This window comes from Uliginosibacterium flavum (assembly GCF_040566545.1).
Taxonomy (GTDB): domain Bacteria; phylum Pseudomonadota; class Gammaproteobacteria; order Burkholderiales; family Rhodocyclaceae; genus Uliginosibacterium; species Uliginosibacterium flavum.
Window position 1 is genome coordinate 25580 of record NZ_JBEWZI010000027.1, and the last position, 21378, is coordinate 46957.

Below are 21378 nucleotides of genomic sequence, written 5' to 3' on the forward strand. Positions count from 1 at the left end.
ACTGCGATCAACACCAGGATCACGCTGGAGTGACGATGCGAGGAGATAAACATGAAGAAGGCTTTGCCGTTGATTTACGCGTGTTCCGGCTGCTCTGCTGCGGGTCAGTTAGCAAATGCGCTAGCAGTCCAAATGGATCGCGAAGAAAACGCGCAAATGAGTTGTATTAGCGGAGTAGGTGGAAAAGTGCCCGCATTGCTTGCGTTGGCTCGTTCTGGCCGAAAAATAATTGCAGTTGATGGTTGTGCAATGCGCTGTACTGAGCAAAGTTTGCGGGAGGCTGGCGTGGGACCAGACGCCAAAATTTTTCTCGCAGAGATGAGTGTATCCAAAGGGGTTGGTCAGGAATTCAGGCCAGAGGATTTAACACGCCTTTTGCCAGAGATCCGTCGGCAGTGCGCCGCATTGATTATAAAATATGAATCACCCCAATTTGTTTCCGTACAGCCATTTGAAAGTGGATTCATGACCATTACAGGCTAAGGGGGTGAGCATGTCAAAATTTAACGATGATTTTTCTAAAGCCTTCGCTACGCGTGCTATTCACACGCCAGCATGCAGAGATGCACATGGTAGCCCTCATGTTCCCATATATAACACCACCACCTTTGCGTTTGATTCAACGGCAAATTTGCTCGAGGTTGTTGATGGCAAGAAAGTTGGGAGTCTCTATACGCGCTATGGTTCCAACCCCAGCATCACATCTTTAGAAGAGAAATTAGCCAGTTTAGAAAGTGCTGAAACCGCTTTTGCGTTCTGTTCAGGTATGGCGGCGGAAGCCGCGTTGTTTCTTAGCCATGGACGTAATGGAATCGTCTGTCTTGGCGACGCGTATGGTGGAACGCTAGAGCTCTTGTCATCCCAACTACCTCTGCTGGGGATTCAGACAAATCTTATTTTAGGTACAGAAATCGACAAGCTTGATGAAATCCTAAACGGCGGCGTAAAGCTTGTGTTCTTTGAAACTCCGACAAACCCAACGTTAGATATTTTTGATATCAGAGCTATTGTTGCAAAGGCACATTCTTACGGTGCGATGGTTGCTGTCGACAGCACTTTTTCTTCGCCTGTTAATCAACGACCTTTGGAGCTTGGAGCGGATTTTGTTGTGCATAGTGCGACCAAGTACTTGGGAGGACATAGCGATCTTACTGCGGGCGTACTTCTAGGGGCAAAAGATTTATTGGAGCCAGTTTGGAATTGGCGCAAAAACTTGGGTTCGACGATTGATCCAGAAACCGCAACTTTACTGTCTAGAAGTTTGCGCACTCTGGTTGTGCGAATGCGGCAGCATAACGCCACAGCACAACTTATCGCTGAAGCAATGGAACGACATCCGCGTGTTTCACGCGTTTTTTATCCTGGGCTTCTCACCTTCCCTTCGTTTGAACTTGCCAGAAGCCAAATGCATGGTTTTGGCGGAATGCTAACTATCGAAATAAAGGGAGATGGCAATGCTGCCAGTATCGTTGCCGACAATTTGAATATTTTTACGTTGGCGCCGAGTTTGGGGGGGGTGGAGAGCCTTGTTACTCAGCCCTCCACAACATCCCATCATGATTTAACAAAAAAAGAACGTTCGCGACGAGGTATTTCGGATTCCATGCTTCGTCTTTCCGTTGGACTCGAAGACCCCGAAGACCTGATTGCGGATCTGAATCAGGCCTTGGCGAATATCTGATTTCTATGCATTCAGAGGGGTTTGCATTAAATTATGCTGAGAACTGGGATCCTTCAGCGCCTAAAAATTGCGAGAGCATGCGCAGATGATAGATATCAACCAATAGTTAGAACGCCGTTGTTCCTTGCCGACTCGATAGGAAATTCATAATGAAAATTGCCAATAGTGTTATTGAACTGATAGGTCACACTCCGCTGGTCCGTATCAATAGACTGACCTTAGGATTAAGTGCCACGGTTGTAGCAAAGCTTGAGTTCTTTAACCCTGCGCACAGTGTGAAGGATCGGATCGGCGAGTCGATGATTGCGGCTGCAGAAAAGGCTGGTCTGGTTAATTCTGAAACCATATTTATTGAGCCAACCAGTGGCAATACGGGAATTGCGCTGGCAATGGCTGCTGCTGTTCGGGGCCACAAAATCGTGTTGGTCATGCCGGATACGATGAGTAAAGAACGTCGCATATTGCTGCGCGCATTTGGTGCAGATCTAATTCTTACTCCTGGCCCGGATGGCATCAGTGGCTCAATCAAAAAAGCAGAGGAGATTGCTGCTTCGGACTCTCGCTATCTGCTGCTTCAACAATTCAGCAATCCTGCCAACCCTGAAATACACCGCCAAACAACGGCCCAAGAAATTTGGCACGACACTGACGGAAAAATTGACATTCTAATCTCTGGCGTCGGCACCGGCGGCACAATTACTGGCATCGGCGAGGTAATTAAGGCACGCCGACCGTCATTTCAGGTCATTGCAGTCGAACCAGACGCATCCCCAGTATTATCTGGCGGCATCAAGGGGCCGCATCAGATTCAAGGTATTGGTACCGGGTTTGTTCCAGAGGTTCTCAATACAAAAATTTACGATGAAGTCATTCGCGTAAAAGACCAAGATGCTTTTGCCTTTGCTCGCCGTATGGCTCGTGAGGAGGGTATATTGGTTGGAATTTCATCTGGCGCAGCGATGTGGTCTGCTATAGAAGTGGCCAAACGCCCCGAAAATGCCGATAAATTGATTGTCGTAATTATCCCATCGTCTGGGGAGCGTTATCTGAGTACGGCTCTTTTTTCTGATTTATCGGAATGACAAACTTATGCCTCCAGGTTTAAAAGTAGTCGTCTGTATAGTTTAATTATTGATTTATCGTGCAGAGACTTTATCTCGTTGATAAATTAAAATGGAGTCTTAAAGTGTTGGAATCTTACCAAGAAAAATTTTACAACCCTTTCATTGATGCATTTACTTTGGACGCTTGGCTTCTGGCGTCACGCTCTATCGTTGTGCTCGACACGCGTTTTGATACTACAAATGGGGACGCAAATGCGTTGAAGTTGGCTGATCGATTACCCGGTGCGGTGCATGTAGACATTAATCTAGAGGCTGCCAGCAAGGCAGGCCCCAAAACGGGCCGTCTTCCGCTTCCAAGCATCAAGCAATTGCAAATCGACGTGAGTCGCTGGGGCATCAATACCGACAGTGTTGTCGTTGTCTATGATGAAGGCCACGGGGCTCAAGCTGCACGTCTGTGGTGGGTCTTACGCTGGGCTGGCGTACGTTGCGTCCACATTCTTGACGGAGGTTACAAAGCATGGCGCGCTGCCGGGCTACCAACTACCCGGGAAGCAGGGCTATCTAAACGTGGAAGTGTGAGACTGATTGCTGGAGGGCTTGTCGAGATTGATGCTACTCAGGTGGTGACATGGCCTCAAGCGGGACAACTTTTAGATGCACGCACGTATGAGGCTTATACGGGACAGGCTGGACAGACGACAACTGGACACATTCCAGGGGCTTCCAGTCTTCCGGTCGCAAGTTTGCAAACGCCTGAGGGGAGGCTTAAATCGGCAGAATCGTTGCGACATCAACTCGATGAATTGGGTATTAATTTGAATCGTCCGATTGCGACCTATTGTGGCTCCGGAGGTGGTGCTGCTTACAATGTAGCGGCACTGCATTCTTTGGGAGTCGAAGCGGCCCTCTATGCTGGATCGTGGTCTGAGTGGATCAAGGATCCTTCACGTCCTACGTGCCAAGGGGATGAACAGGCGAGGAATGCTCGGCAGTTTATGCCAATAGAATTTTAAATACCCCCCCCCGGCTTTGCCGGGGGACTTCCAATGAATGTTTGGTTCAACAGCAACGTGTTTTTGCCATTCGTATATCAACAAAAGTTCAAGGATGAAAAAGACCGAATAGCAATTGTGCTGTTCGGTCTTTCTGCACTTACGTTTGTGCGGGCGCCCTCGCCGAAAAAAGTGGGGTTAGGATACCAAGACGGCCACCTTGGCCCATCCTCCGATTGGAGACGTGGCCCGTTCCGCCGGTTGCTGTGGATCAAGAGCAACTGACGAAGTTGCGGCGAGGAGTTCTTGTACCACGATCCGCATTTCTAGCGTCGCCAGCGTCCGTCCGGGGCACGCGTGCCTTCCGATGCCGTACACTAGGTTTTGATCGGCGTTGCGCTCCGGATCCATGGCGTCTGGTTCACAGAAGACTGCTTCGTCTCGGTTTGCGGACGTCCAGTTCAGTTTCACGCGTGCCCCTGCGGGCAGTGCCACGCCTCCGATCGTGACAGGGCAGGTCGTTACGCGGCGATTGGATACGAACGGGTCGTCGATGCGAAGGATCTCGTTAATGATGGCATCGAGCTCGGCGTCAGGTACGCCGGAACGCAGGTGATCTTGCACTGTGGAATGCTTCGCCAAGTAATGAACCAGCACGCCGACACATTGCGCGACCGAGCCGAGGTCTCCGCCCGTCCAATTCCGCAGGACCGAAACGATCTCCGCCTCGGTCAGGAGCCGGCCGTTCACTTTGGTCCGCATGAGCTGAGCGGTGACATCGTCAGCGTCATCTTCGCGCTTCTCGCGTCGTGGATTAAGCACGGACAGGATTAGGTCATCGAATAACTCAGCCACTCGCCGCGTCCAGGCGCTGTCGCCCGAGCGCGTTGCGGCATGGTTCTCGGCAACCCAGTCCACGAGGCGATCTTCGAGATCAGTCGGCCAGCCCAGCCACGCGCTTTGCGCTCGGACGGCAAACCTTGTTCCCAATTGGGACACCGCATCGACGGCAACGCCCCTCGGCAGCGACGCGATCAAATCGGCAGCCACCTGACGAAATCTCTCACGGAAGGGGGCGAGCGCCTCCGGGGTGAGGAAGCAATCCAGGGCTGCTCGGTAAGCCGTGTGCTCGGTCGAGTCCATGCCGTTTGGAATCTGGAGATGACTCGACACCGCGCTCGAAAACCGATCATCGCTTAGCGCTGCCTGCACGACCAGTTCGTGCCGCAGTAGTACCCATTCGCCATGGTCGTTACGCACCACGCCGTGCAGGGGGCGCAATTCTTCGGTGAAAGCCCTAATGTCTCTGCCAGCGGCAGACAGATCGTCAGGCATGTGATCGGTCATTCTAATCTCCTCTTGATGCCTCAGCTTGCATGCGCAGCTTAGCTGTATCTCGGTCTAACGACCATATCCTCATCTGGTGAACTCACTCACCCGCCCTTGTCCGACCGTCGAGCTACCATCGGTTGAGTCGCTGACAATTATTGATCAGGCTGAATCGCCCCGGCTTTCGTGGACGCATCCAAGGGCCGCTTTCTCCCTAGAGCGGATGGCGCCGAGACGTCCGTCGAACGTCAGCAAAGGCCGCTTTCCGGGCGCTAAGGTTCGAACAGGTAGAGGGAACGACAGGCTCTACTACTTTGACCGAATCATCGTCGACCATTGCTGACATTGGCGCCACATGAGCTCAATGACCTCCGTGACGCAATAATAGGCCGCCCGGGACTATCTTGGGCGCATATAGTTTTATGCTCAACAAGGCTCTACTTTTTGAAGAAACATGAGGGCTACGCATGATTTAAGAGTCAATGAAGCGGAAATTTCAAGTCGCGCTCATGCGCCTTTCCCAGTTCAGTGATTCTTACGCACAATTTGTTCATCCCCTCTAAACTTGTTCGTCCGTCGAGCTCAATCCACTTATGGCGGACCAAGGACTCGAGAGCAATCAGAATGGCAAGTTTAGCGACAAGCTCAAAAGCCATCTCTGCATCATCCACAGGGAATGTGGATCCACTCTCGGCTATGTGCGCTTGGATTGCACATAAAATGATGTCGTCGTGATGTGGAGCTGCGCTCTGCAAGGTAAACTCGTCAGTGAGCACCGACAGTCGGGTAAGGGCATCGTTATCTAAAGTCGCAATCCATTCGCCGGTACAAAACTGTCTTGCAGGATTTGTGCGATTCACAAGATATGTCACAAGATTTTCTGAAAAAGGCATCGAACGCCCATCCGGGTGAAGAATATGAGCCTGTCTATGCATACGCCTCCTTGCCAATTGGCCGCCAACCTGAGCCTGCAATGCTTTTCAGAGATGAATCCGGTTGCTTGTATTCCGTGCAGAAAGACTTGGTTAAACCAAACCTGCATCCTTCAAAATTCGCCAAGGGCGATGCACATATAAATAAGCAGGTATTGCTACTCCGAGCCAAAGAACAAGCATCGCAACTTGTCCGGCCCCTTGTTTGATTAGGTTCGGCGAAAAAATTGCGAACGCAAACATCATCATCGCACAAATTAAAGTAACTACACACATCAGTGCCTGTGTTGCAAACAATGTCTTTTTGCCAAGCGTGATTTTTACTACATTGTCGCGATCTATCAGACAGCTTGATTTACGTAGAATTCGTATGCCATGGTCAGTAAGTTTTCCTTCTGTCTTGGCTATCAGCTCAATCACCTGCTGCCTGACAGGCAACGTTGCACCAGGCCAGAACCTCGCGGCAAATAATCGCTCCTTTCGGACGGCCTCGTCATTGAGCTCGTCGTCTTCCATATTCAGTAGTAACAAGTCTACTGAACGTGGTGAAGACTCCACGTACTTCAAATTCCCCATTGGAGCGAGTACTTTCTTGGCACGGTTCTTTTGTTTAACGCGCTGATCATCATTTTTCTGCATCGCAGTTCTCCTTTTTTAAAGTCAAAATTTCCTGAGTAATTTTTTCGCTTGTTTGCGCACATTCATCGGGGCATGAATGGTCTGTCCGATATTGATTTGGACGTGGGTTGTGCGCTTATTCGAAAATACCGACATGGCGTCAACCTGCTTTTGCGATTCGTAATGGGCGATAGCAGCTGCAATCAGGTTACTTCGGGCAGCATGAGGCGCATTGGTTTCGGTTTGGCTGTTATAGAGCACAGTAGCTGTTCGCATGTCATCCACCGAAGGGGATAAGCCTTCCAGGAACGCGACGATGTCAGCGTCCGCTTTTGCGCTTTCAAACCTGTCGTCTCGGATAAGGATCAGCAAAGCCTTGGCAGTTACATCCCGACCCACGATAGCTGTGCGCGCTAGTGCGAGATACAGCTCAATCGTCCGGAGCAAGTCGAGATCAATGCCGCTGCTTCCCAGCATTGCCCCCTCGCCGGTCAGTAACCAATCGATCGACACACCGAAATGAGTGCGCAAACCAAAAAGAAATTCACTGCCAGGCTTCTTTTGTCCCCGCACCACATCGCTCACAAATCCCGATGACATCCCAAGTCGATGAGCAATCTCGGCTTGAGATACCTGCAGGCCCATCAGCATGAGTCCAAGACGCTCCCCCAACGCATCCAGTGCGGATGCTTCAGTTTCGTGGGGCACCTCATTGGAATTGACAGAGAAATCTTGTTCAGAAGTTTTCATGGGGCTACCATTAAAGTCGCTATAGGATACATTGCATCTCAAAAGAGAGCGCATATCGCTTAGTGATGAGTATATTCACTGCATTGCAGATTGCAACATGTGTTGAAAGAAGGCTTGAATGGACGCAGTAGAAATCAACTACCGGCTTCGCCGCGCAGGCAAGACCCAGGCGGCTCTGGCACGAGAATTAGGCGTCAGCCAAGGCGTTGTGAACAACGTCATTCATAACCGAGTGACCTGTTACGGCGTTGCGGTAGAGATCGCCCAAATCCTTAAGGAGTCAGTGCAAACGCTTTGGCCTGGTCGCTATGAATTTAGGCCGCGAGCCAGACGACCGAAAGCTGAAGCTGACGTTCCGCCGCCTACGACTGCTTAGCCACTTCGCGCGAAAGTTGTTGCTCGCACATTGCTCGACGCGGCGTCTGCAGTGCACAGAATCACCACCAAGAACAAATTCTCACAAGGAGCCAATACACAGCCAAAATTTTGACGAAAAAAAACGCACGGTTGGCAGACCGTGCGCTCTTCATTTTGCCGGGGATTGACCCGGACTTGAACTACTACACAGGTTCAGTCTAGGGCTGCATTCGCAGCCCGTCAATCCCCTTTTTTCGCTTTTTCGAACGCCACGTGGCGAGCGAGGACTTCGCTCACCCTGGCAAAAAGGAGATTGACGCTATGCGCACCACGAAACGGTTCACGCCGGCGGTACTGGAACGCTTTTCCCGAGAAGGGCGCGGGCTGGGAATTTTCGAGGACTACTCGGGCTGGCACAAAATCACGCGCGGAGATCCGACCAGCGATGGCCGCTCCCACATCATGACTGTATGCGGCCGCCCCCATGACTTCCTGAGCGATCTTGAGCGCAATACTGCGCTCTTCGCGTGGATGAACCTCCGGCTTGTCGATTTACGTGAACAGTTTCCGTTGTCGCTCGAGCCCTCTGTGCATGAACTTGCCGCCTATGGCGCGGCTTCGCACTGGAAAATCTATCCGGGCACGCTGCAAATCGCAAAGGATCTGTCGATCCGCCATCCCTCCATCACGGGTGATGGCAGAAAGACGCCTTGGATCATGAGCACGGATCAGCTCCTGGCGATCCGAGCAACTGATGGCCGCCTCATAGCTATTGCTCTGTGTTGCAAATACAACAATGACATTTTGTCGAAACGAAAGCGGCAACTCTTGGCAATCGAGCGTGCTTACTGGATGGCACGGGGCGTTCAATGGCTGCTCATCACCGAAACACTCGCAAACCCATACGTCATCGACAACCTAGTCCGAACCTGGCACTGGGGGCTCATCTCATCACCGACGCAACAGCACCTTCACTACGCAATGGAGCAGGGGCGCGCACTTGAAGGGCACCCAATTCACACCACCCTGCATCGGCTGGCCGACAAGCTAGGCAGTCTTGGCCTGGCTCAGGACGCGTTCTGGCGCGCGGTATGGACTGGCAGACTTCCGATGCAACTCCTCACGGGCTGGCGGCCGAGCGATCGTTTGAGGCTGATGGGGCCACGAGATTTCTGGCTCCAGAACCCAGTCGTCGCAGGGAGGTGCGCATGGACCAACTAGCCCATAACGCGCTCATCAAAATCATTGGTGAGCCGCGCGACACTCTCTACCGCGTTCTCCTTGATGAGCCTGCCAAAGGAAAAACCGTTCTGATCGAAATCATCGACCGAACAGAAGACTCCCCGTCGCCTTCACCTCGGGGTGGGCGCCGGCGCAAGGTGCATAACCAAGGCAATCAGCTACGCCGTAAAAAATCACCACTTCCCACCATGACGACGCCGACTTGGTTCGATCGAGCCGAACTGGAGAAGCTCGATGCGCAGCATCTACTGCTGAGGGTCGATGCTGAACTCGAAGCTGGATATTTCGTGCTGCCTTTCACCCCAAAACGAAAAACTGAATACGAACGGCGATGCCAAATAGCGGCCCCGTTCCTAAGCTACGGCACCCTTAGGGAAGAACTTTTGGTGAGTGGAAGCTTTGCTTCCCTGATTACTGGCGCAATAGCAGCGGGGTGCAGCAAGGCGCTTGCCTACAAGATTCCTTCTTTACTGTGCCGCTTTGGATTTTCCGAGCGCAGCCTTCGTGACCGTCGCTTCAATTGCGGAGCGCGCGGCGTAAAGCGGCCGTGTGTTCCTGGCATCCGCAAAAAGTCAGGCAGAAAAACGGCGTTGGAACGCATGGCTAGACAACACGGAGAAGATCCGCCCTGCGAACAGCCTGGCATGACAGAGGATTGGCGCAACAAGATCATGGCGGCTGATGCGAAGCTATCCAAGCTCAAAATGAAAATGCCTGAGCGAGTCGACAGAATCCTCGCGTCGTCATTTGTGACGCAGTTCAAATTTGTCGATGGAAAGCCCGCTGCAATCGAAATGCCGATGGGAAGCTACCCCAATCGCCGGCAAATCCAGCGCGTAATTAAAAATGAAATCCCTCGGTTGACCGAGCTTCAGCAGAAAACAACCAAGGGACACTTCAACCGCAATCTGCGGGGCTTGCGCGGGAAAATGTGGAAGCAAATCCCAGGCCCTGGCCACACTTGGTGTATCGACAGCACTGTCGGAGACATCTATCTACGTTCAACCATCGAACGCTCGTGGATTGTCGGCAGGCCTGTTGTTTACGCAGTTGTAGATGCGTGGTCGACAGCGGTGGTTGGTTTTCATGTCTGTCTTCAGAATCCTTCATGGAATGTCGCAAAGGTTGCGCTCTTCAACTGCGTCGCGCCTCCGGCGCTTTTGGGAGATCTCTTCGGGTTCACGGTATCGCTGGCGCTCGATCCCCTTCCAACCTTGCCGGCCTCCCTGTGGATGGATAACGGGGAATACCGATCCAAGGCCGGACGAGTCTTCGGTATGCATGTGCCGGATGAATCCTTTACACCACCATACCGTCCTGACTGGCACGGTGTCGTGGAGGTTCTGCACCGCATCGGCAAGGACAACATTCAGGCCATTCCCGGCGCGATCGACAAACGGCGCAAGGAGCTAGAGTTGCGTCAGTACCGACCCGGTCGGTCTGTCATGACCTTGCCCGAATTTGTCGAGTATCTCTATGTCGTGTTTTCTAATTACAACCTGACCGCAAACAGAGAGCATCGGCTTGACGCCACCATGAAGGCTTGTGGCGTATTTGGTAGTCCAGCCGGTCTCTGGCGCTTTGGCCATTCCATGGGAATCGGAACACAACGGGCATTCACCCAGGCATCGCTCACAGCAGACTTACTCCCTCACGACAGGGCCCGCGTTACACGCAATGGTATCTACCGCGCCGGCCTCGATTATGGATGGCCAAGCGGGCTTGAAGAGCAATGGAGCACAATCGCGCGCTCGCCGTCGGGCGGCTGGAATATTCAGACCAACTACCACCCCTCTGGGGTGTCTAAAATTTGGACGCCGAACGCCACGCCAGTCGGAATGCTGGAGCTGAGTCTTCAGGACACTGCCATCGCGCCACGGGATGCAACGCTTTTCGATCATCTGGACGTGCTTCGCTACCAGGATCAGCGCCGGGGTGAGAACGAACACCTCAGGAATTTGCTCAGAGTCCAGTCTGAAAATCAGCGCAAACAGCTGCGCGACAATGCCATCGACCTAACGCGTGAAGCCGACGCCGCCGCGCGAGGCTCTCGCCCTTCGATTACGGTCGCGCGTGACGTGGAGCTTTTCCCGTCCCAAGGGGTTGCGCTTTCCTCTGTCGAAATCCCGCCCAAAGAAAATCTGCCCGATAACGGTCTGGATGATCACCTTGCCTTCATGGCACAGCTCTCGGCAGAAATGAACAAGGAGCATTGGAATGAGTGATCTCAGCCCTTATGGCGACAACCTGCTCATCGATGGCTTGGGTCCCATCCCAAATCGGCAAGACATGGGAAGGCGGCTATGCCATCTGCCTTCTTGTCCGCCCAACATCGCTAGCGTTCCCTACTCCGTGCGCCTTCACTGGCTCATGATGCTGCGCCATTTACACCTGCCTCGCAGGGAAGAATTACGGGTGGCAGAAAGCCTGGATGTCGCAATTCGGCAAAGCTATCACCAGCGCAATCCAACTGAGCCCGGCACATGGTCAAAACTCTGCCGCGAGCCTTTGGTTCAGCCGGCCTTTAGCCTACCTGCAGGCGCGGTGTCCTTGGTCGGTAATTCCGGCACGGGCAAAACCGAAGCGGTTACACGGATTCTTAGAAGTTACCCTCAGCAACTTATCCGGCATGAAACCTTCCCCAAGATGAAGACTGAGCACTGGCAGGTCGCATGGCTCTCGATCTGTGTTCCGCCCAGTGGGCGAACAATAGATCTCGCACGAGCGCTGATGGAAGGCTGGCAGAATGCCGTGCGCGCAGCAGGGGGCGGATTGGAAAATCGCTTTGATGCGACGCTGGCTCGAGAGCGTCAATCAGGCCACAAAATGCTGGATGAATGGAGGCAAGTTGCATGCAGCCACTTTTTGGGTCTTCTGCACCTGGATGAGATCCAGAATTTGTTCAAACTGCTAACCCTTGAGCAGCGCCGAAAGCGGCAGACTTCCACCTCCGGAAAACGTGGTGTATCGAATCCGTGGGCGGGATTGCCCATCGTCGAAGACCATGCGCTGAAGTGGATTCTGTCCGTGGCCAATGAGTGGGGGATGGCGCTTTGTCTCTCGGGCACACCCGACGGCATCCGGGCACTACAAAGTCGCAGTTCGACGGGGCAACGTATCTCGACGATCGGGCACCACGCCTTCAAGTGTTTTTCGGCGACGGACAAGGAGTTCACTGAGGTCTTTTTCCCGCACCTCATCCGCTTCCAGTACGTCGCAAATCCAATCGAGGCGAATGACGAACTCGTGCGAACGCTGATGCGCCTTACCGCCGGAATACCCCGGATGCTCATTGCACTTTGGATCGCAGCTCATCGCACTGCTTTTGAACGGAACGATGACACGTTGCGCCTTCAGGATTTTGATCAGGCAGCGTCCTCTTTTCTGGCACCCGCCATGCCAGCGATCGCAGCGCTAAATTCAGGAGATCCTCGCCTGATAGAACGATTTGAAGACCTTTGGCCTGACAATTTCGACGTATGGGAAGCGGTCGCTCAGCCGGCCTGACCACTGCCTTACAGATTCGCTGGCTGTCCTCACGCAGCCAGCGAAGCGTTTTCTTCCTTTGCCGCGATTGCCCGCAGTGCGTGGACAAATGCCGGACCGGCACTTCGCACCAACGCTTCCAACTCAACCACACCGACGGCCCCGATTGCAGCGGATTCTATGAGGCCGCGCTGATTTACATAAAATGCATTGGCCGCCGCGAGCAGCCCTGACGCTTGCCTGCCTCTAGAAAAATTGGGCAAGCCCAATGCTGCCAACCGTTTCGAGACCATAAATATGCTTGTTCCGCATCGAGTCGCTACTGCCGAGTATCGGCCTGACGTTTCGATATAGGCGGAGATAAGCTCTTCTGCTGCCGGCGCTTCGCTGGCACTGCGTGAGCTTCGTATTACAGGGCGTGCCTTGTAGCGCTCAAGGGCTTGCAGCGCCTCGTCTGCCGAGTCGAAGAGCACGGCCATCGCCAGAAATGACGCCTCAACCGTCGACGCGCCATTTGCAAAATAAAACACCCCATCCAGCTTACTCAGCAATTCACCCTTGCGCTTGGCGAGCACAACCGGGAAAACCTCTTTCAGCCATTCGTGCGGAAATGAGCGAAGGACAAGATCGCTCAGCAAAGGACGCTTCACTTCACCCCCGCAAACCTGCAGGTTCTTTTCCTGCCCCTTCTGGTGCAGAAGCTGGCGCAAGACAGAGGTGCTGACGGGCAGAGCTCTAGCCATCAAAGCCTGCGCAATGGCATTGAAGCGCAGAACCAGTAAGTGCGACCCCCAATTCTCCGTGGCCTCTGATTCAGCACTCTCCGCACGGATGAACGACGCGGGCGACTTCAGAAAGCCCCACGGATCCTCCACCCTGACAAGGGCCGTGTGATGTTGGGCACACACTTGGCAACCAGGCAGTTGATGTGATCGGCGCCAGTAGCTAAAGCCATGCTTGGCTTGATCCTCGGCCACACAGTCCAAGCAGAAATACGCCGCATCGCGCGCCAGCCGAAGTCCACTGATCGACACGATCGATTCGCTTTGGTCGCCGCCATGATCGATATGCGTTTTGTGCGGAGTGATTGCGCGACGCCAAGGCAGCGTGGTGTGCTGGGCAACGAACTCATCTAGCGGCATTTCAGTCAGCTGGCTCAGCAAGGCCACAGTGCCCGTTCTCAGCCCCTCGCCTCCATCCGCAGGCAAACCAGCCCAGACCCGCAACGCTTGCAGCGTTCCTTGCTTGTCCGGTAGTCCATTGAAACGCATCACCCTCCCCAGAAACCCACGATCCATCTCGTCAGGCAACACAGCAAGGCGACTGAGCATGAGCTTATTCCTTTCGATCCAGAGTGGACGGCACGGGCGATGACAACGATGACAAAGAGCGGATAACAGTAGCCAGCGCTCGCGCATGGATGGAGGTGCCATCCCAGGTCTCGCGCAAGGCTTCGATCAATTCACTGTTCTGACAGACAGCTTCGGCGGTCACGCCCTGACTATGGCGTTCGGCAAGCAAACATACTTCCTCGAACAGCCTCGAGGCCCGCAGGTTGTGGCCGCGCAAAATGCGGCTGACCTGTCCCTGGCTTGCGCCAAGGCTGGTTGCGATCTCGGTCTGGGTGATGCCCAGCGTCTGAAAAATCGATGCGGCGCGTTGGGCGCGGGAATGCAGGGAGGCTGATTGCATGTATAAAGTATAGTTTTTTACATATATACATACAAGCAAATACGGCATCGCGGATCAGGGGGCACACGACCACCATCCGAAATGACTCCCGAAGAGGGGGGGATGCAGAGCAAGTTTTGTGCGGCTAAGCACCCTTGATCGCCTTCACCAGATAGACTGGACCGGTATCGTCGTCGCGGCGCGGCCTGCATCGGTCCAGACTCCGCGAAGCTGCCTGCTAATCCTTTATGCTTTCTTTAACTGCCGCCAGTCAGCGGTGAGATCCTAAGCAGATGAACGAGACTGAAGCCACTTCACGCGACCCGCTCCAGGGCACCCAAGTGATGAGCACTGTTGCCACGGGCGGCGGTGGCGGCATCTTTCAGGCTCGAGTTGGGACTCTCTATCTGTCCAATATGCTAACTGGGTTGCCGACGGCCTTTTGCTTGCACGGCGCTCGAGTCGAGGAGCTGCGCTTTGAGGCGCGCTACAAGAACGCCCACGCCGACGATATTTACTGTCGACTCACGGACGCGGAGGGCACGTGGTTGCAGCTCATCCAGTGCAAGCGAGGTCTGAACGCCACAGCGGGAGACGCGGACTTCATCGACGGTCTGCAGGGCGCTTGGCGTGACTTCCTCGGAATCGGGAACAGCCCCTTTGACCGCGCTTGCGACGTGCTGGTGCTTGCAACCATCGCGTCCACGTCGGCTACCAATCAAGCTGCAAAGCGGCTGTGTGAGCTTGCTCGTGCGTCGGTAGACCTTGCGGACTACCTGCAGAAGGTTGACTCCAGGCTCTTCGACAAGAAGCACAAGGCCACCTGGGAAGCATTCAAGACGATCTCGAAGGACACCTTGGCCGAAAAGTACACGGAGGAGCTCGTCTTCCAACTGCTCCAGCGTCTTCGTGTCGACATTCACGACCTAGGCACCGACTCCTCGCAGGAGCTCAGTCTCGTCCAAGCACTCCTGTCTTCAGGCCAGCCAGGCGACTCTGGACAGCTGGTATGGGACGGTCTGTTCTCCTATGTTCAGGAGCAAGGCATTGCCGTAGCTACCGTGACTCACTCAACGTGGGCACAGACAGCCAAGAAGGGATTGCAAGAGGCCGTCAGTCGATTGACGGCATCGCGCGGGCTGGGCAGCATCGCCGAACGCTTGACTCAGCGTGCCTTGCTTCAGCTATCCCTTTTCGCGACAGCTCTGCCCAACGGCGCCCATATCCCCCGAGGGGAATATGTCGACCGTGTATTGGCAGCTCTCGACGAACGCCAGCTTGTCATCATCACTGGCGGCCCTGGCGCAGGCAAGTCCGCTGTTGTCTCGGAGCTTGCCCTTTTGCTGCGGGAGTCAGGCCCGCTGTTCTTTTTTCGGGGTGATGAACTCGACGTGCCGAGTCTGGCAGCAGTTCAGTCCCTCAACGGGCTCCAAGACCCGGTGCTGGGCATTGACACCCTGCTGCGCACAGGAGCACCCACCGTCGTCATCGACTCGCTGGAGAAGGCTCTCGAAGCGCAGAACCCGGGTGCGATTGAAGAGTTGCTCGCACTTGTCTTCAAAAACAAGTCCTCGAGGCTCTGCATCACGACTCGGTCCTATGCGCTCAACGGCCTGTGCACAAACTTCCTCTACAGCTTCTCCAGTCAGGTCGTTGACGTACCCGTCCTGACGGATGCGGAGATCGCCGCCGCCGTCGCCGGCAGCGCACTCGAGGAAATTGTTGCCAAAGACGCTGGGGTCAAAGAGGTTCTTCGAACACCGTACTACCTGCAGCTTGCTTTTAAGTACGCCTCTGGGGGAGTAGCGCTCCCCAGCGCTTCAGGCAACGACCTCAGGCGCGCGCTGTGGACAGAGCGCGTTGCACCCAACAAGTGCCTCTCGGCCGCCTTGCGTACAAGGAGGCAAACCGCCTTCGATGAAGTCTGCTACCTGCGCACCGAGCGCTTCGCCCAGTTCGTTGAGGCACCTGTAGACGCTGAAGCGGTTGCGGCGCTTTTACAGGACGGAGTGCTCGCCTCAGACGATGCCGCCCGAGTGTCCCCGGCACATGACGTGCTGGAAGATTGGTCACTCTTCTTCAGAGTGGAGCGCGAGGTGCGCTCCGCGGAGCGCAACTGGCCAGCGTTGTTCACAAAGCTAGGTTCGCATGCGGGCATGCGACGAGCACTGCGCTCATGGACAGCACAGAGGTCGGCCGAAGGCGACGATGACGCCTACGCGCTCTTGGAGGCAGCTCTGCGGCCCGACTCGACGATCGCGCAGCTGTGGCGCGACGAGATAGCCATCGGTCTGCTGCGCTCAGAGCGTGTCGAGGAGCTGGTCACAAGACTTGGGAGCAATGGCGCCTTCAGCAGCGTCGCTTTGCTTCAGCGCCTGAGCCACCTGCTGAGGGTTGCTTGCAAGGGTCCGACTTCCATCGACTATTCGCACCTGGCAGCCGACCCGGCCAAGAAGGAACTTGTAGCCCGATTCGGGATGGCCGCACCGGTAGGCAAGGCATGGGACGTGATGATCGGACTGGTCGCGAGGGCATTCCCATTCCTGTCGCCGCAAGCTCATTCATGGGTTGTCCAGCTCGCTGAGGATGCTGTTGCGCACGATGACGCCTGGTATAAGCCCAGCCCGCGCGTTGCTGACGTCTTCAGCATGGCTGAGCACTATTGCTGGCGAGACAACGACACGTGGTACCGAGAGAAGTCAGTTGGCAAGCGATTCTACGAACTCCTGTGCCGCTGCTCCGGAGCTGACCCCACCAAGTTCAAGGTGTTCATCGACGCACTTGTGAAGCGGGTCTCCGAGGACCGAGAAGACCGCGACGTCTACGCAGAAGAGCGCTTGGAGTTCCTCACCAACGTCAAGCATTGCAGAGAGCCCGTCTACTTCAACGCAGATTTGGTGCGCGCGGCGTTCTGGGCCCTTTATACCGAACCCGGGCCCCAAACAGAACATCACTTCGGCATGGATGGCTGGGAGGCAGCCATGGGCCTCAGCCAGAGGGTGACGCATGCGTTCTTCCCTCCGTCTGTGTTGCAAGGGCCCTTCCGATTGCTCTTGCTCTATTCCTTCGCAAAGAGCGTGCGCTACGTCGTCGAGCTATGCAACCATGCAGCTACGTGCTTTGCGAAGTCGCATCCGGAGGAGGTCACATTACTTCCTCCGGAGCAAAGCCCGAACGGTAGGGCCCACATTCACGACAGGTGGCTTTGGACAGCCTATCGCGGTCACTCCGCATCCTGCTACTTGTTGAACTGTGCACTCATGTCGCTGGAGGAAAGGCTCCTCATCGAAGCGAAGGCGCAACCGGAGACCTGCCACGACTTGCCACTACTACGAAGCCGCCCACGCTTCGTGGCCGACTGCCTGGTTGCAGTAGGAGGCGGCTGGCATGCCCTTGAACATCTTTTAGCCCTGATGGCTGGGGTTGGCAGGGCAACGGCGGTGCCTTCCGCGATGGGGCAACTGAGGGAAGCGATAGCCAAGGCGCCGGCTGACTTGTTCAATGACGGAAGCAGCCTTTGGGATGCTGAGACTGTATGCCAAGCGGCGGTGCACGAGCATCGCCGGGCGCTTCTTCGCGACGTAACCCTCAGGCAAGCCACCCTTGACGTGCTGGACGGGCTCGTAGATGCCGGATCGTCCTTGGCCTTTCAGTTGCGTGACTACCTGGCGACGTCGTCACCGTGCCCCCCCAACTTCTAGTCCCAGGCTCTGCTGCGCAGCCAATCAAGTAGTGACCCGCAGCTACGGTACTCATTCCGAAGAGCCGACGGTCCCGATTGTCGGCTACTGACTGGGAACGGCTGTTCTAGACCGAGGTCATCACCGTCCGCTTAGGCCGATTACTAGCCGAAGTGACGCACATTTCAACAAGACGCGGTTGCCCTTAATTCGGCTCTGCACAAGGCTTTCAAGCTTGGTTTTCGACTTTAATGCGCCAGTCTGGTGCAAATACAAACCCTCTCTTCGGATCTCCAAAAAGTAAGGCCCCGCAATCCTTTGAGGGGCCTTTGCGGGGCTGACTTGAGTTTTCGACTTTAATGACGCGTTTTCGACTTTAATTGTCTGGAACAAATACCAAAAATTTCGCTATTTTCTGGCTGTTAGCACTCTCGCACAACGAGTGCTAAAATCGGGGCGAGCGGAGAGATTTCCGCCCTTGCATGGAGTTCAATCAATGACACAAGCCTTGGCTTTCCCCGTCCCCAACGCACTGGGCAACATCGACCAGTACGTGCAGGCCGTCAATCGTTATCCGCTTCTCACCGAGGAGCAGGAGCAGGCGCTCGCCCACCGGCTGAGCGACGAAAACGATCTGGATGCCGCCCGCCAGCTGGTGCTCTCGCACCTGCGTCTGGTCGTGTCAATTGCCCGCAACTACCTCGGCTACGGCCTGCCGCATGCCGACCTGATCCAGGAAGGCAACATCGGCCTGATGAAGGCGGTGAAACGTTTCGACCCGGATCGTGGCGTGCGTCTGGTGTCTTTTGCCATGCACTGGATCAAGGCCGAGATCCACGAATACATCCTCAAGAACTGGCGTCTGGTGAAGATCGCCACCACCAAGGCCCAACGCAAGCTCTTCTTCAACCTGCGCAGCCTGCGCCCGAGCACCGCCACGTTGTCGCCCGAAGACGTGCGTGGCATCGCCGCCAAGCTCAATGTGAAGCCTGAAGAAGTCATCGAAATGGAAACCCGCTTCTCCGGCGGCGATGTGGCGATTGACCGCGGCTCGGATGACGACGACGAACGCATGTCGCCGATTGACTGGTTGGCAGATGAGTCCGCCGAACCGGTCGAAGTGCTGGCCACCGCGCAGAACGAGCGTCTCGCCGACGAAGGCCTCAAAGGCGCCCTGGCCAGTCTGGATGAGCGCAGCCGCGCCATCGTCCAGCGCCGCTGGCTGGTCGAAGACAATGCCGCCACCCTGCACGAACTGGCTGCCGAATACGGCGTCTCCGCCGAACGCATCCGTCAGATCGAAGCCAAGGCCATGCAGAAGATGAAACTGTTGCTCAGCGCCTGATTGATTCGTCTGTAAAAAAACGCCCGGCTCCGCGAGGAGACCGGGCGTTTTTATTATCAGACTCGTCAAAAAGACTCTGCGTGTTGCCACAACATGCCCTTCCTCAGGCCTCAGAACCCCGTGCCAGACAAGCGCCACTCAAGTGCACATCGCTCCTTGCCGCAGTACGCTTGACAGCAAAGATCAGCGCCCAGATACTGTATATATTTACAGCACAAGCGCGCCATGTCCGACCAGATCCCGCTTCCCTTCGTCAGCATCGTCGGCGCCTCGCCCTCCGCGCCGCCGGAGTCTTTCCCGGAGATCCGACGCACCCGGCGCCAATCCACGCGCAGCCGGCCACTGCTGGTGGCAGGCCGCTCGGCAGAAGTGCCGCCTGCGATCACCGACGACGAAAGCAGCCGCCTCGACGTGCATGACTACCTCGTGCGCCACGACGAACACAGCTTCTGCTTCCAGGCGCGCGACGACAGCATGAGCGGCGCCGGCATCCTCGAAGGCGACATGCTGATCGTCGACAAGCGCATCCAGCCCGCCCACGGCCACATCGTGCTAGCCCTCGTCAACGGCGAACGCCTGATCCGCCGCCTCCATCATCGCGGCCGCAAGACCTCCCTGTTTGCCGAGCATCCCGACATCGCCGAACTTCAACTCGAAGACGGCAGCGAGCTGACGATCTGGGGCGTGGTGGTCGGGAGCTTCAAGCGCTTCTGGGCTTGAGCCGCGCGAAATGAATTTTGTGGCCGAAAGATGAGCCGCCTCAAGAGCCGCTCGCAGCGGACATCTTCAGGCAGGCATGCCGCAGAACAAGGCAGGACGCGCGTCTTCAGGCAGGCATATGTAGGGTGCGCATTGCGCACCATTCCCAACACACCCATCCCACGGCCGGGGCTGATTGAACGAGGCCGGCAGATATGAGCGTGGCTTGCGCGTGCGCGATGTGCCCGTTGCGAGGCTAAAGAAGTCCGCCAGATGCGGGTTTTCAGTGGATCACGGGGCCACCGGAGATGATCAAAACTTTGGCAGAAGCGCCTTGTGAAGCCCCAGCTACGGGTACAGCGCAAAAATCTCTCGACCGATCTCCGCGATGCTCCGATTCAGCGCGTTCAGATCCGCCCCGGTCTGCGTGAGGTAGACACTCACCACCAGCGGCGCACGGTCTTTCGGCCACAGGATCGCAGTGATCCCCCGCGAGCCATTGCCCCCGGCTCCCGTGCGATCCGCAATGGACCACCCCGCTGGCAACACCGAGCGGAACAGGCTGCCCGCCACCTGGTTAGCCTGCATCCACTGCTTCAGCTGCGCACGCGAATCCGGCTTGAGCGCATCGCCAAAGATCAGTGTCTGCAGCGTGCGCACCATCGCCACCGGACTACTCGTGTCACGCGGATCATCCATCAACGCCGAATTGAGATCCGGTTCGAGGCGATCCAGCCGCGTCACCTCATCACCCAGACCCCGCACAAACCGCGTCACAGCCGCCGGCCCGCCGATACCCTGCAACACCAGATTGGCCGCCGAATTGTCGCTCGTCAGCATCGTTGCCTCGCACGCCTGCTGCAGCGTGAAAGGCTTGCCGACAAACTTCTCCGTCACCGGCGAATACGTCACCAGCTCAGCCTGACGAATCACCACCGGCGCGTCCAGCCGCAGCCGGCCCGCATCGGCCTCCGCCAGCAGCGTCGCGCAGGCCAGCGTCTTGAAGGTGCTCATCATCAGAAACTGCTGCGCCCCATTCACCGCCAGCACCTCGCCGCTCGCGGTATCCAGTACGGCAAGACCGATGCGCCCACCCAGACGAGCTTGCTGCCGCAGGGCAATTTCATCCAGCGGAGCGGCCTGCGCAGCCGGAATGAGCAAGCCCAGCAGCAGCGCGCACAGACGATAGGTTTTCATGCAGAAAATCCGTTCAAGGCTTGAAGGCCGAGTATCACGCAGCACCCTCCGGGCATCAAGCTTGCGAACGGGAGCCGCTGAAAGCCGCATGCAGCGGATCTCTTCAGGCAGGCATCGCGCACAGACAAGCGGAGGGCGGCTCTTCAGGCATGCAATATGTAGGGTGCGCATTGCGCACCATTCCCAACACCCCATCCCACGACGGGGCCGATTGAATAAGGCCAGCGGATACGAACGTGGCATCCGCGTGCGCGATGCGCATACATGGACGCCCCCGTTTGCAAAGCCAATCTTTTCATTGATGACGACTCACGGAGTCGATTGCAGCCATA

Annotated in this window: 18 protein-coding genes; 11 read left to right on the forward strand and 7 right to left on the reverse strand. The window is 55.7% G+C overall.

What is annotated here, in order from left to right; genetic code table 11:
* Positions 1–51: 51 nt before the first annotated feature.
* The 4 genes from ABXR19_RS17955 to ABXR19_RS17970 all read left to right on the forward strand — a co-directional run bounded on the left by ABXR19_RS17955 (position 52) and on the right by ABXR19_RS17970 (position 3761).
* Positions 52–483: a putative zinc-binding protein gene (locus ABXR19_RS17955; protein ID WP_354602530.1), complete on the forward strand. Its 432-nt coding sequence runs from the start codon at positions 52–54 to the stop codon at positions 481–483.
* A 10-nt stretch (positions 484–493) separates the two neighbouring features.
* On the forward strand, positions 494–1681 hold the full coding sequence (locus ABXR19_RS17960; RefSeq protein ID WP_354602531.1) for a trans-sulfuration enzyme family protein: 1188 nt from the start codon (positions 494–496) through the stop codon (positions 1679–1681).
* Positions 1682–1830: 149 nt separating this feature from the next.
* Positions 1831–2763, forward strand: a complete 933-nt coding sequence (gene cysK / locus ABXR19_RS17965; protein WP_354602532.1) for a cysteine synthase A — start codon at positions 1831–1833, stop codon at positions 2761–2763.
* Between the two features lie 59 nt (positions 2764–2822).
* Positions 2823–3761 (forward strand): sulfurtransferase, encoded by a 939-nt coding sequence (locus ABXR19_RS17970; RefSeq protein WP_354602533.1) that lies wholly within the window; start codon positions 2823–2825, stop codon positions 3759–3761.
* 177 nt (positions 3762–3938) lie between these two features.
* Here ABXR19_RS17970 and ABXR19_RS17975 read toward each other — a convergent pair whose 3' ends face one another.
* The 4 genes from ABXR19_RS17975 to ABXR19_RS17990 form a co-directional block, all read right to left on the reverse strand.
* A complete protein-coding gene (locus ABXR19_RS17975) occupies positions 3939–5087 on the reverse strand; it encodes a cytochrome P450 (RefSeq protein WP_354602534.1) in 1149 nt (382 codons plus the stop codon).
* Between the two features lie 461 nt (positions 5088–5548).
* A complete protein-coding gene (locus ABXR19_RS17980) occupies positions 5549–6004 on the reverse strand; it encodes a hypothetical protein (protein ID WP_354602535.1) in 456 nt (151 codons plus the stop codon).
* Positions 6005–6094: 90 nt separating this feature from the next.
* Complete coding sequence (locus ABXR19_RS17985; protein ID WP_354602536.1) at positions 6095–6640, reverse strand: hypothetical protein; 546 nt, start codon at positions 6638–6640, stop codon at positions 6095–6097.
* 21 nt (positions 6641–6661) lie between these two features.
* The gene (locus tag ABXR19_RS17990) at positions 6662–7369 is read right to left on the reverse strand and encodes a helix-turn-helix domain-containing protein (protein WP_354602537.1); all 708 of its coding nucleotides are present in this window, start codon (positions 7367–7369) and stop codon (positions 6662–6664) included.
* A 118-nt stretch (positions 7370–7487) separates the two neighbouring features.
* On the opposite strand from ABXR19_RS17990, the gene ABXR19_RS17995 reads away from it, so the two are divergent.
* The 4 genes from ABXR19_RS17995 (at position 7488) to ABXR19_RS18010 (ending at position 12475) form a co-directional block, all read left to right on the forward strand.
* Positions 7488–7745 (forward strand): helix-turn-helix domain-containing protein, encoded by a 258-nt coding sequence (locus ABXR19_RS17995; protein WP_354602538.1) that lies wholly within the window; start codon positions 7488–7490, stop codon positions 7743–7745.
* A gap of 302 nt (positions 7746–8047) precedes the next feature.
* Positions 8048–8947, forward strand: coding sequence for a TnsA endonuclease N-terminal domain-containing protein (locus ABXR19_RS18000; RefSeq protein WP_354602539.1), 900 nt, complete (start codon positions 8048–8050; stop codon positions 8945–8947).
* Positions 8935–11193: a TnsB C-terminal domain-containing protein gene (locus tag ABXR19_RS18005; protein ID WP_354602540.1), complete on the forward strand. Its 2259-nt coding sequence runs from the start codon at positions 8935–8937 to the stop codon at positions 11191–11193. Before ABXR19_RS18000 ends, ABXR19_RS18005 begins: the two co-directional genes overlap by 13 nt.
* Positions 11186–12475: an AAA family ATPase gene (locus tag ABXR19_RS18010; RefSeq protein WP_354602541.1), complete on the forward strand. Its 1290-nt coding sequence runs from the start codon at positions 11186–11188 to the stop codon at positions 12473–12475. Before ABXR19_RS18005 ends, ABXR19_RS18010 begins: the two co-directional genes overlap by 8 nt.
* Positions 12476–12504: 29 nt before the next feature.
* Here the strand turns inward: ABXR19_RS18010 and ABXR19_RS18015 are convergent, their stop codons facing one another.
* Both ABXR19_RS18015 and ABXR19_RS18020 read right to left on the reverse strand, forming a co-directional pair.
* Positions 12505–13785 carry a TniQ family protein gene (locus tag ABXR19_RS18015; RefSeq protein ID WP_354602542.1) on the reverse strand — a complete coding sequence of 427 codons (1281 nt, stop codon included), beginning with the start codon at positions 13783–13785 and terminating at the stop codon, positions 12505–12507.
* A 4-nt stretch (positions 13786–13789) separates the two neighbouring features.
* Positions 13790–14194: a hypothetical protein gene (locus tag ABXR19_RS18020; RefSeq protein WP_354602543.1), complete on the reverse strand. Its 405-nt coding sequence runs from the start codon at positions 14192–14194 to the stop codon at positions 13790–13792.
* Positions 14195–14418: 224 nt separating this feature from the next.
* Here ABXR19_RS18020 and ABXR19_RS18025 point away from each other — a divergent pair, with 224 nt between their 5' ends.
* The 3 genes from ABXR19_RS18025 (at position 14419) to ABXR19_RS18035 (ending at position 19870) form a co-directional block, all read left to right on the forward strand.
* Positions 14419–17826 (forward strand): NACHT domain-containing protein, encoded by a 3408-nt coding sequence (locus ABXR19_RS18025; RefSeq protein ID WP_354602544.1) that lies wholly within the window; start codon positions 14419–14421, stop codon positions 17824–17826.
* Between the two features lie 475 nt (positions 17827–18301).
* Complete coding sequence (gene rpoH / locus ABXR19_RS18030) at positions 18302–19150, forward strand: RNA polymerase sigma factor RpoH (protein ID WP_354602545.1); 849 nt, start codon at positions 18302–18304, stop codon at positions 19148–19150.
* Positions 19151–19375: 225 nt separating this feature from the next.
* On the forward strand, positions 19376–19870 hold the full coding sequence (locus ABXR19_RS18035) for a LexA family protein (protein WP_354602546.1): 495 nt from the start codon (positions 19376–19378) through the stop codon (positions 19868–19870).
* Positions 19871–20197: 327 nt separating this feature from the next.
* Here the strand turns inward: ABXR19_RS18035 and bla are convergent, their stop codons facing one another.
* A complete protein-coding gene (gene bla / locus ABXR19_RS18040; protein WP_354602547.1) occupies positions 20198–21046 on the reverse strand; it encodes a class A beta-lactamase in 849 nt (282 codons plus the stop codon).
* Between the last annotated feature and the right edge of the window lie 332 nt (positions 21047–21378).